Annotated in this window: 8 protein-coding genes; all 8 read left to right on the plus strand. The window is 59.4% G+C overall.

What is annotated here, in order from left to right; translation table 11 throughout:
- Positions 1–277 precede the first annotated feature (277 nt).
- The 8 genes from L248_RS11930 (at position 278) to L248_RS11965 (ending at position 11,011) form a co-directional block, all read left to right on the plus strand.
- Positions 278–955: a glycoside hydrolase family 73 protein gene (locus L248_RS11930; protein ID WP_022530491.1), complete on the plus strand. Its 678-nt coding sequence runs from the start codon at positions 278–280 to the stop codon at positions 953–955.
- A gap of 111 nt (positions 956–1,066) precedes the next feature.
- Complete coding sequence (locus tag L248_RS11935) at positions 1,067–1,672, plus strand: xanthine phosphoribosyltransferase (protein WP_022530492.1); 606 nt, start codon at positions 1,067–1,069, stop codon at positions 1,670–1,672.
- Positions 1,653–3,014, plus strand: coding sequence for a nucleobase:cation symporter-2 family protein (locus tag L248_RS11940; RefSeq protein ID WP_022530493.1), 1,362 nt, complete (start codon positions 1,653–1,655; stop codon positions 3,012–3,014). Before L248_RS11935 ends, L248_RS11940 begins: the two co-directional genes overlap by 20 nt.
- Entirely contained in the window at positions 3,011–4,168 is a 1,158-nt protein-coding gene (locus tag L248_RS11945; RefSeq protein ID WP_022530494.1) for an ATP-grasp domain-containing protein, read from the plus strand. Before L248_RS11940 ends, L248_RS11945 begins: the two co-directional genes overlap by 4 nt.
- The gene (gene purB / locus L248_RS11950; protein ID WP_040536670.1) at positions 4,161–5,459 is read left to right on the plus strand and encodes an adenylosuccinate lyase; all 1,299 of its coding nucleotides are present in this window, start codon (positions 4,161–4,163) and stop codon (positions 5,457–5,459) included. Before L248_RS11945 ends, purB begins: the two co-directional genes overlap by 8 nt.
- A gap of 47 nt (positions 5,460–5,506) precedes the next feature.
- Entirely contained in the window at positions 5,507–7,804 is a 2,298-nt protein-coding gene (gene pcrA / locus L248_RS11955) for a DNA helicase PcrA (protein WP_022530496.1), read from the plus strand.
- A 14-nt stretch (positions 7,805–7,818) separates the two neighbouring features.
- On the plus strand, positions 7,819–9,864 hold the full coding sequence (ligA, locus tag L248_RS11960; protein ID WP_022530497.1) for an NAD-dependent DNA ligase LigA: 2,046 nt from the start codon (positions 7,819–7,821) through the stop codon (positions 9,862–9,864).
- A gap of 16 nt (positions 9,865–9,880) precedes the next feature.
- The gene (locus tag L248_RS11965; protein ID WP_040536674.1) at positions 9,881–11,011 is read left to right on the plus strand and encodes a CamS family sex pheromone protein; all 1,131 of its coding nucleotides are present in this window, start codon (positions 9,881–9,883) and stop codon (positions 11,009–11,011) included.
- Positions 11,012–11,487: the final 476 nt, after the last annotated feature.

The raw sequence follows: 11,487 nt of genomic DNA on the forward strand, positions 1-11,487 counted from the left end.
CCTTTGACCATTTACAACAAGGCCAATCTTGAAGACCGCGCACTTTGCGGGCTTCAAGTTGTGCCCACGGCGTTCCACGCCCAGCCAGCCGGAGGGCCCAAATCGCCGGGTCTCACGGATCATCTCTGGTTCACGAGGCGGCCGTGCGAAGCACAACGCCGTACCACCCCAAATCGCCGGGCCTCGCGAATCATAACCAGATCCACGAGGCGGCAGCGCGGAAGCGCAACGCCGCACCATTTGTTACAATGAAAAAGAACGAAAGTGAGGGATCCCAGTGGCGAAAGGCAAACGCCGGCGTCGCAGCAGTCAACATAAAACAGTCACCGCGGTGATCGTCTATACCCTGGCGATCCTACTCGTTTTGGGTGCCGCGCTGGTGGGCGGGACCATGTGGTACGTCAACCGCCAAAGCGAGGAGCAGGCCGCGCAAGCATCGGCGGCCCGAGCCGCAGAAGTGCGGCGTAAAGAAGCATTCATTAAAAAGGTGGCACCCACTGCTCAGTCCCTCTATAGCCAGTACAAGGTGTTTCCCAGCATCACGATCGCCCAAGCCATTCTGGAATCCGATTGGGGGGAAAGTTCGCTTTCTGCCGATTATAACAATCTCTTCGGCGTGAAGGGGACGGACCCGAATAATACGAAGGAGCTGACCACCCAGGAATACGTGAACGGGGAGTGGCAGACCATTAAGGCCCGCTTCCGGGTGTATGCCTCCTTTGCCCAGTCGATTACCGACCACGCGGCCTTGTTCACCCGGGGGACGACGTGGAACGCCAAGCAGTATCAGCACGTGCTGGCGGCCCAAGACTACAAGACTCAGGCCAAAGCCTTGCAAAGTGACGGCTACGCCACGGATCCCGACTATGCCAGTAAGCTCATCGACATCATTGAAACATACAACCTGACGAAGTACGACCCGACGAACGCCGCGGCCGCCAGTTCCGGGCAGTAAACGGTGGTTTTTCCGGGGCTATCTGTGGTAATGTATAAGTTAATTTCACGCGCTTTTTTAGCTTAATTGTTCGCGTTTACGCGGACCCCACTGAATAGGAGGACAATATCAATGGACTTGTTGGAACGCAGGATCAAGGAGGATGGCCGGGTCTTACCCGGTGACGTGCTGAAGGTGGACAGCTTTCTGAACCATCAGGTGGACCCAGTCTTGATGGCCGAAGTGGGCCAGGAGTTCCAGCGGCACTTCGCTCAGGCACCGGTCACGAAGATCCTTACCGTTGAATCATCCGGCATTGCGCCGGCCGTCTTCACCGGCTATGCCTTCAAGGTGCCGGTGGTGTTCGCGCGCAAGCACAAGTCAGTGACCCTGAAGGACGATATGTACACCTCCGTCGTCTATTCTTATACGAAGAAAGTCAGCAACCACATCGCTATCGCGCGCAAGTTCCTGAGTGCCGACGACAAGGTCCTGATCATTGACGATTTCTTGGCGAACGGCCAAGCTGTCGAAGGCTTGATCGACATCATCAACCAGGCTGGGGCGCAGCTGCTGGGGGTCGGTATCGTCATCGAAAAGACCTTCCAGAAGGGCCGTCAGCTCTTGGACAAGCGGGAGATTCCGGTCTATTCTTTGGCCCGCATCAAAGCCTTCGAGAACGGCCACGTCGTCTTCACCGAAGAACAGGAGCAGCCCGATGGCGGACAACAAGGCTAACGACATCGTCGAGGTCAGCCAGCCCCAAGCGGCGGTCCTCGGCCTGCAGCATTTGCTGGCGATGTACTCCGGCTCGGTCCTGGTACCGCTGCTGATCGGCAGTGCCATGGGCTTTTCAGCCAAGCAGATGACCTATCTGGTGTCCATCGACATTTTCATGTGCGGCATCGCCACCTTTCTCCAAGTACACACTAACCGGGTCTTCGGCATCGGCTTGCCGGTCATCCTGGGCTGTGCCATTCAGGCGGTGGAGCCGCTGAAGCTGATCGGCCAGCGCTTCACCGTGGGCACGATGTACGGCGCCATCATCGCGGCTGGCATTTTCGTGTTCCTCATCGCCGGCGCCTTTGCCAAGCTCAAGCGCCTGTTTCCGCCGCTGGTCACCGGCACCGTCATTACGGTCATCGGTCTTTCCTTGATCCCGGTCGCTTTCCAGAACCTGGGCGGCGGCGACTTGGCGGCCAAGTCCTTTGGGGACGCCCGCAACATCAGCCTGGGCTTTCTCACCGCACTGATCATCTTAGCCATTAACGTCTGGGCAAGGGGCTTCCTGCACAGTATCGCCGTACTGGTGGGCCTGGTCGTAGGCACACTGATTGCCGGCTTCCTCGGGATGGTATCGCTCACGCCGGTGATGACCGCGGACTGGTTCCACTTCCCGCAATTCGGCTACTTCGGCACCCCGCACTTCGAGTGGTCGTCGATGCTCACGATGATCCTCGTCTCGCTGGTGTCCATGGTGGAATCCACCGGCGTCTACTTTGCTCTGGGCGACATCACCGAACGTAAGATTGGCGCGGACGACTTGAAGAAAGGCTACCGGGCGGAGGGCCTGGCCATCATCTTGGGCGGGTTGTTCAACACCTTCCCGTACACCGCGTTCTCCCAGAACGTCGGCCTGGTCCAGCTGTCCGGCATCAAGACCAAGCGGCCGATCTACTGGGCGGCCGGCTTCCTGGTCTTGTTGGGCCTGCTGCCCAAAGTTGGGGCGCTGGCCACGATCATTCCGGCCCCGGTGCTCGGCGGGGCCATGCTGGTCATGTTCGGGATGGTCGCGATGCAGGGGATTCGGATGCTGCAATCTGTGGACTTCAGCCAGGATCATAACCTGCTGGTGGCCGCCGTTTCCATCGGCCTGGGCCTGGGCGTCACCGTCACGCCGACCATTTTCCAAGCCCTGCCCAAGACGGTACAATTACTCTTAGGGAACGGCATCGTCATCGCGACGCTGTCGTCGGTTTTACTGAACACCATTTTTCAACATCAGCGCCACGCTGAACTGGCGGAACAGTCCGGTTTGAACGAAGCCGACGGTGATGAGAAAGGAACCGGAAAGCCATGAGCTTTATTGCACCAAACCAAACCATCGGCATCATCGGCGGCGGCATTGACAGCTACGCGCTAACGATGGTGGCCCGTCAGATGGGCCTGCATCCGGCGGTCTTGACGGCTTCCGGGACCGACCCGGCGCTGGCGGCGGCGGATTATGCCTTGTACGGCGATTTGACTAATCCGGCCCCGTTCGCGGATCTGGCTGACATGAGCCAGGTGGTCGTATATGCCGATGAAAATATCAGCACGGACCTGCTCACCGGTCTCAGCCAGGATGGCCGGCTGCCCCAGGGCACCGATATTTTGAGCATCACCCAGGATCGCTACATGGAGAAAGTGTTCTTCGAAGACCAAAATCTGAACACCGCGCCCTATGCGATGGTCGTCAATTTGGACGATGTCCGCCGGGAGATCGAATCGATTGGTTATCCAGCCGTCCTGAAGCCTACTCAGAAAGGCTTCGGCCCCAAGCGCCAGCGCATCCTGCGCAACGAGAACGACGTGGAGGCGGCTGCCGATTACTTCGACGGCGGCACGGCCATTCTCGAATCCTGGGTACCGAAGGCGCGGGAGTTGGCGGTCCTGGTGGTGAAGACGACCAGCGGCGAGGTGACGGTCTACCCGACGATTGAGAACATGTACAGCGATTCCCACGCCCTGGAGGCGTCTATTATGCCGGCCCGCATCGACGCGGCCACGAACCAGGAGATTCGGCGTATTGCCCGGCTGCTGGGGGATAAGGTCCACTACGCGGGCGTTTTTGGCGTTACGTATTTTCTAACGGCCGCCGGCGTTCTCTACGTGGCCCGGCTGTTCCCGGGGCCCCGCGGTAACGCCAACGTGCTGGCGTATACCACTGGCTTTTCCCCTTACGAACTGCACTTGCGGGCGGTCTGCGGCTGGTCCATTCCCGAGCCGAAGCTGGACCGGGCCGGAGTCACCGTCAGCATTTCCAGCCGGCAGCTGGCTAAGGCCATCGAACTGATCCGCAGCCAGCCGAACACCCACTTTAGCTTTTATCCCCAGCGCGGCGACCTGGCGCCTGATGCCCCCGTGGGCTTCGCGTCCTTTACCGCCTGGGAGTTGGATTCTGTGATCGCCCGGGTCGAAGCCCTGGGCATTTGGCATATACAAGACAAGAAGGAGACCAAAGCCGATGATTGATCGTTACGTGCGCCCCGAGATGGGTCAGATCTGGACCGATGATAACAAGTACGCTGCCTGGCTCAAGGTAGAAATTCTCGCTGTCCAAGCATGGGCCAAGCTAGGGGAGATCCCCCAGGCCGACGCCGACGCCGTGGCCAAGAACGCCCGCGTGGACGCCAAGGAAGTCGCTCGCCTGGAACAGATTACTCGGCACGACGTGGTCGCTTTCACCCGGACCGTCTCCGAGAGTCTGGGACCAGAGAAGAAATGGGTGCACTACGGCCTGACCTCCACCGATGTCGTGGACACCGCATACGGCTACCTGATGAAACAGGCCAACGAGATCATCAAGGCGGATCTGCGCCATTTGCGGGACGTGGTCGCCGCCAAGGCGAAGGAATACAAATACACGGTGATGATCGGCCGGACCCACGGGGTCCACGCCGAACCCACGACCTTTGGCCTGGTACTGGCCAACTGGTACGCTGAAATTCAGCGGGACATCGACCGGTTCGACCATGCCGCTGCCGGCGTGGAAGCCGGCAAGATCTCCGGTGCCGTGGGCACGTTTGCCAACACGCCGCCGGCCGTTGAAGAATACGTCACCGCCAATCTCGGCTTGCGCGCCCAGGACATTTCGACCCAAGTACTGCCCCGGGACCTGCACGCCGAATACGTGGGCGTGATGGCCATCATCGCCACCTCCATCGAACGCTTCGCTCTGGAAGTGCGCCACTTGCAGCGGACGGAAGTGCGGGAAGTCGAAGAATTCTTCGCCGCCGGGCAGAAAGGCTCTTCCGCGATGCCCCACAAGCGCAATCCCATCGGTTCCGAGAACGTCACGGGGTTGGCCCGGGTTATCCGCGGCCACGCTTTGACGGCGCTGGAAGACATTCCCTTGTGGCACGAACGGGACATTTCTCACTCCTCGGCTGAACGCATTATCCTGCCAGACACCACCGAAGCGCTGGATTATATCCTGCACCGCTTCGCTAACATCGTGGAGACACTGACGGTGTTCCCGGAGAAGATGAAGGCCGACATGAACATCACCCACGGCTTGATCTATTCGCAACGGGTGCTGCTGGCCCTGATTGAGACCGGCATGAGCCGAGAAGCGGCCTATGATCTGGTCCAGCCCAAGACCGCCCAAGCGTGGGACGAACAGCGCTCCTTCCGGGGCCTGCTGGAAGCCGATCCGAAGATCACCGACCGGCTGAGCAAAGCCGACTTGGATGCGGCCTTCGATTACCACTGGCACCTGCGGCACGTGGACGATATCTTCGCCCGCCTGGGGTTAGACGACTAAACACAATAGACTGATACATTGCAGAAGAAGAGGAGACTTGTTTTTTTATGGCCCAAGATCTACTGGCAAAACTGAATGACAAACAAGCGGAAGCGGTCCAAGCCACTGAGGGGCCGCTGCTGATCATGGCCGGCGCCGGCTCGGGCAAGACCCGGGTCCTCACCCACCGGGTCGCCTACCTGATCGAAGAGAAGGGCATCCAGCCCTGGCACATCTTGGCCATCACGTTCACCAACAAGGCGGCCAAGGAAATGAAGGAACGAATCGCCAAGCTCCTGGGTCAAGAAGAAAATTCGGTCTGGGTCTCCACCTTCCACGCCCTGTGTGTCCGCATTCTGCGCCGGGAGGCCGACGCCATCGGGTATTCCCGCTCCTTCACCATCGCCGACAGCGGCGAACAGCTGACGCTGATCAAGCGCCTGCTGCGGGAAGCCAACATTGATCCCAAGCAGTACGACCCCAAGGCGCTGTTGGGGGCCATTTCTAACGCCAAAAACAATCTGACGAATCCCCAGGAATTCGCCAAGAGCGCCGTGTCGCCCTTCGAAAAGATCGCCGCGCGGATCTATAAGGACTACCAGCAGCAGCTGCAGCTCAACCAAGCCATGGACTTCGACGACCTGATCATGCAGACGATTCGGCTGTTCAAGCTGGCCCCTAACGTGCTCAGTTATTATCAAGAAAAGTTCCAGTACATCCACGTGGATGAATACCAGGACACCAACGAGGCCCAGTATCAGCTGGTGGCCATGCTGGCGGCGAAGTACCGCAACCTCTGCGTGGTCGGGGATGCCGACCAGAGTATCTACGGCTGGCGGGGAGCGAACATGGAGAACATTCTGGACTTCGAGAAAGATTATCCCGATGCCCAGATGATCCTGCTGGAGCAGAATTACCGCTCCACCAAGACGATCCTCAAGGCCGCCAACGCGGTCATCGCCAACAATACCAACCGCAAGCCGAAGGAACTGTGGACGGACAACACCACCGGCGACCCCATCGAGTACTACCGGGGCCAGACGGAACGGGACGAAGCCTACTTCGTCGTGCGCAAGATTCAAGAGCTGATGCAGTCCAGTCATTATCATTACGGCGACTTCGCCGTGCTGTACCGGACCAACGCCCAGTCCCGGGTGCTGGAAGAAGTGCTGCTGCAATCCAACGTGCCGTACAAGATCGTCGGCGGCAACCGGTTCTATGACCGGAAGGAAATTCGGGACGTCCTGGCCTATATTCGCCTGCTGGTGAACCCGGCGGACGATATGAGCCTGACCCGGATCATCAACGTACCCAAGCGCGGGGTGGGCGCCGGCTCCCTCGAGAAGCTGCGCCAATTCGCGGATGAACACGACATGACCATGCTGGAAGCCGCTCATTCGGTGGCGATGGCCCCAATCAGCGGCCGGGCCGCCCACGGTATCGCGGATTTTGCCAAGCTCATCGATCAGCTGACAGCCATGAAAGAAACCAGCACGGTGACCCAGATCGCCCAGGCCATTTTGGATGATTCCGGCTATCAAAAAGAGCTGGAAGCCGCCCATACGGACGAAGCCCAGAGCCGGATCGAGAACCTGCAAGAGTTCATTTCGGTGACCAGTGAATTCGACCAGAATTACACCCCGGAGTCGGAGGACAGCGACATGCTGACGGATTTCGCCGCCAACGTGGCGCTCCTTTCTGACCAAGACGACATTGCCGAGGAAGAGACCCAGGTCACGCTGATGACGCTGCATGCCGCCAAGGGGCTGGAGTTCCCGGTGGTCTTCATGATCGGTATGGAAGAGGGACTCTTCCCGCTCAGCCGGGCCAGTATGGATGAGACCGAGCTGGAAGAAGAACGCCGCTTGGCTTATGTCGGCATCACCCGGGCTCAGAAGAAGCTGTACATTACCAACGCGTATGCCCGGATGCTGTACGGTCGGACCAACGCCAACCCGCCGTCCCGCTTCGTGGACGAGATCCCGGACGACTTGCTGCAAAGTGACAATGTGCTCAGCGAGACGCCGGCGGCCAAGAGCGATAATGACCTGCCCTTCGCCCGCCGTCGGGACGAACGGGCGCAGGCGACCACTTACGGCAGCGGCGATGCCTATACCTTCAAGGGCCACCGCGAGAAGAAAGGGTTCAAGGTGACCAAGGTCGCCCACCAAACCCCGACCCCCGCCGCCCAAGTGAGCGATTGGGCCGTGGGCGATAAGGTCAGCCACAAGGCCTGGGGTATCGGTACCGTGGTGGCGGTGGCCGGCAAGGCGGACGACCTAACGCTGACCATTGCCTTCCCGGACGTGGGCATCAAGAAGCTTTTGGTCGCCTTCGCCCCGATCAAGAAAGTAGAAAAAGACTAGAGGAGGAATCCGGCATGACGTTGCCGCAACCATTGGACCAGTACACGGAGGCCAGCGCGGAAGCGGAATTAAAAAAGCTGCGCGCTCAGGTCAACCAGTACCGGGAAGCGTATTACACGAAGGATGCCCCGTTGGTTGAAGACTACGTCTACGACGCTGCCTACAACGACCTGCAGACATTGGAGAAGAAGTTCCCCCAGCTGATCACGCCGGATTCGCCGACCCAGCTGGTGGGGGACGAGACGCTGCCCGGGTTCACCAAGGTGCGCCACGCTATCCCCATGCTCTCCATGGGCGACGTTTTCTCCGTAGATGAATTAAAGACCTTCGACGACCGTTTGCAAAAGGCGGTGGGCGCCGCCGTGACCTACAACGCCGAATTGAAAATTGACGGTTTGGCCCTTTCTCTGGTTTACCAGCAAGGCAAGCTCGTCCAAGCGTCGACCCGAGGCGACGGCGTCATCGGCGAGGACGTGACGGCCAACATCAAAACGATCAAGGCCGTGCCCCAAACGCTGCCCCAGCCCCTGGACGTGGAAGTCCGCGGCGAGTGTTACATGCCCATTTCTTCCTTCGGCAAGCTGAACGCCGACCGGGAGAGCCGGGGGGAGGCCGTCTTCGCCAACCCGCGGAACGCCGCGGCCGGTTCGCTGCGCCAATTGAACCCGCGCATCACCAAAGAACGGGACTTGAGCGTCTGGCTCTACACCATCGTCAAGGCTCAGGATTACGGCATCACCACTCAGGCCGACGCGCTGCGCACACTGGGTGAGTGGGGCTTCCCGGTGAATCCCAACGGTCGGGTCTGCCGCACGCTGGCGGAAGTGGATCAGTATATCGACGACATGACGCCTCAGCGGCAAACGCTGGACTACGGCATCGACGGCATCGTGCTGAAAGTCAACGATTTGGACTTGCAGGACCAGCTGGGCAACACCGTGAAGGTGCCCCGCTGGGAGATTGCCTACAAGTTCCCGCCGGAAATGGCCCGGACGGTGGTTCATAAGATTACCTGGACCGTTGGCCGGACAGGGGTCGTTACCCCCACGGCCGTCATGGATCCGGTCCAACTGGCCGGCACCACCGTTAGCCGGGCCACGCTGCACAACGTGGACATGCTCAAGGAGAAGGACGTCCGCATCGGGGACACCGTCGAGCTGTTCAAGGCCGGCGACATTATTCCCGAAGTTTCTCGGGTGGTCAAGGCGCTCCGGCCCAAAGACGCGGCTCCTTATCAGCCGCCGACCACGTGCCCTTCCTGCGGCGAGCCGCTGGTACACCTGATGGACGAGGTCGCCCTGCGCTGTGTCAATCCCAAGTGCCCCGCCCAGATCACGGAGGGGCTGACCCACTTTGCCTCGCGCGACGCCATGGATATCACTGGCTTGGGCCCCAAAGTGGTGGCTTTGCTGTACAGCCATCATTTGGTCACCGATATTGCTGACCTCTACCGGCTGACCGCCTCTGATCTGGCCGATTTGCCGGGTTTCAAGGAAAAGTCCATTAGTAATTTGTTAAACGCCATTGCCGCCAGTCGACAGAATTCCCTGGAACGGTTATTGTTTGGGTTAGGCATCGACCACGTCGGCGCCAAGGCGGCGACATTGATTGCCCAGACCTTCGGCACGATGACCAAGCTGATGGCGGCCAGCGCCGACGAGATCACCGCCATCAAGACGATTGGCCCAACTATCGGCCAGAGTATCACCGCCTTCTTCAGTAATCCCGGGGCCCAGAGTCTCATTGCGGAGCTGACCGAGGTGGGCGTGAACATGACCTACACGGGTCCCACCGTCGCCACCGAAGAAGCCGCTGAATCGCCTTTCTCCGGTCAGACCGTGGTTATTACCGGTAAGTTCGCGGATTATTCCAGAAAGGCGCTCACCGAAAGACTAACCGCCCTGGGTGCCCACGTCACCGGTTCGGTTTCGAAGAACACCAACATGGTGGTCGCCGGGGACGATCCCGGCAGCAAGGAGACGAAGGCCCAGCAGCTGGGCGTCCGTATTGTGCACGCTGCAGAATTGGCGACGATGCTGACAGAAAGTCAAACAGAGTAACGGAGTGAATGAACGAATGAAACGTCTTTGGGTCATCGCCGCGCTGGCGGCGCTGCTGGTATTGGGCGGCTGCGGCAAGCTCGGCTCCACCGCCACGAACAGCACCACCAGTACCAGCAGTAAAAAGGTCCAGACCACCGGCAACTTCAATGCCACGGGGTACAACAGCGTGGTCACGGAAGGCCACTACAAGACCAGTGCCGCCCGCGGCGTGGCGGCGGACTACGTGAATAATACGCTGGACGTGAAGGGGATGGAGACCGGACTGCTGCAGCTGTCGCAGAGCGTTTTCTCCCCCGATAAGTATTCCTTCCAGGAAGGCCAATACTTGACCAAAGCCAACGTCCAAGATTGGCTCGGCCGCCAGTCCAAGAGCAATCCCGACGGCTTGAATCCAGCCAGTAACGGTTCCACCGACCCGGATAAGCGCACCCCGGAATACTTAGGGACGATGCTCGAACAGGACTTCGTCACCGTCTCCGGTTCCAAGTCCACGCTCGGCGGCATCAGTATTGCGCTGGGCATGAACGCCATCGATTATTACCAGAAGCAGCAGTACGGTGCCACCTTCCAGACCAAAATCAGTGCCAGTGACCAGGAGACCCAGGGGAAGAAGATCGCCCAAGAAGTGGTCAACCGGCTCCGTGCCAAGACCGGCGTGGGCAACGTACCGATTTTTGTCACGCTCTATTCGCTGGCTGAGAAGGACAGCCTGGTTTCCGGTTCCTTCTTTGCGAAGGGCACCGCCACCGGCAAGACCATCGACAAGTGGGACAAGGTGGACCAGCAGTCCGGGGTCCTGCCCACAGTCAACGGGGCCAAGGCCATCAACAGCAGCGACGCCACAGCGTTCTCGAACTTCCAGACGCAGGTCCAGAACTTCTTCCCGAACTTAGCCGGCGTTACCGCCACCGTGCATTACACGGACGGCAGTCTGAGTGAGATGACGGTGAACATTCAGACGCAGTTTTATAGTCAGACGGAGATCATGAGCTTCACGAACTACGTGGCGTCTGTCGCCAACAAGCTCCTGCCCAGCGGCGCGCCGATTCAGATCATCGTGGCCAGCGTCAACACGACCCAAGCCATCGTCAGCCGCAGCGCCAGCGCGAAGGAATTTACCGTGAACATTTTGCAGAACTATTAGTGCAGAAAGGCCCGGCGGCTGCTGGGCCTTTTGTTGTCGGCGGGGCGTGTGACCCGGCGATTTGGGCCGGTACGGCGTTGTGCTTCGCACATCCGCCTCGAGGAGCAGGAGGATGGTGAGCGAGACCCGGCGATTTGGGCCCTCCGGCTGGCTGGGGCTGGAACGTGGCGGGCACAGCCTCCGGGCCCAAATCGCCTACATCTTACCCAATCGTAAAATTTTCGGTACCAGGACCCATTCGCCAGAAGTGCTGCCCGCACTTTGCGTCTGCATCCGGTTGTCCTGATGCTCGGGGAGGAAGCTGCCAGAATTTTGTGTCGAGCGAGACATTTCCAGTCTCCGAGAATGTAGGGTGACGAAGAGCGGAGCAGATGGGGCTCAGCCGTGAAATTATTGTTAGCGGCTTTGCCGCTTACAATAAGGCCGAGCTTTGAGACAATTGCGGTTTTTGCAATTGGCTCAAAGTCGTGCCCACG

It is taken from the genome of Schleiferilactobacillus shenzhenensis LY-73 (assembly GCF_000469325.1).
Taxonomy (GTDB): domain Bacteria; phylum Bacillota; class Bacilli; order Lactobacillales; family Lactobacillaceae; genus Schleiferilactobacillus; species Schleiferilactobacillus shenzhenensis.

What these genes read in the sequence shown, in the direction of transcription:
- L248_RS11935 (WP_022530492.1), top strand. Translation starts at nt 1,067, where the DNA reads ATGGACTTGTTGGAACGCAGGATCAAGGAGGATGGCCGGGTCTTACCC.
- L248_RS11940 (WP_022530493.1), top strand. Translation starts at nt 1,653, where the DNA reads ATGGCGGACAACAAGGCTAACGACATCGTCGAGGTCAGCCAGCCCCAA.
- L248_RS11945 (WP_022530494.1), top strand. Translation starts at nt 3,011, where the DNA reads ATGAGCTTTATTGCACCAAACCAAACCATCGGCATCATCGGCGGCGGC.
- purB (WP_040536670.1), top strand. Translation starts at nt 4,161, where the DNA reads ATGATTGATCGTTACGTGCGCCCCGAGATGGGTCAGATCTGGACCGAT.
- pcrA (WP_022530496.1), top strand. Translation starts at nt 5,507, where the DNA reads ATGGCCCAAGATCTACTGGCAAAACTGAATGACAAACAAGCGGAAGCG.
- ligA (WP_022530497.1), top strand. Translation starts at nt 7,819, where the DNA reads ATGACGTTGCCGCAACCATTGGACCAGTACACGGAGGCCAGCGCGGAA.
- L248_RS11965 (WP_040536674.1), top strand. Translation starts at nt 9,881, where the DNA reads ATGAAACGTCTTTGGGTCATCGCCGCGCTGGCGGCGCTGCTGGTATTG.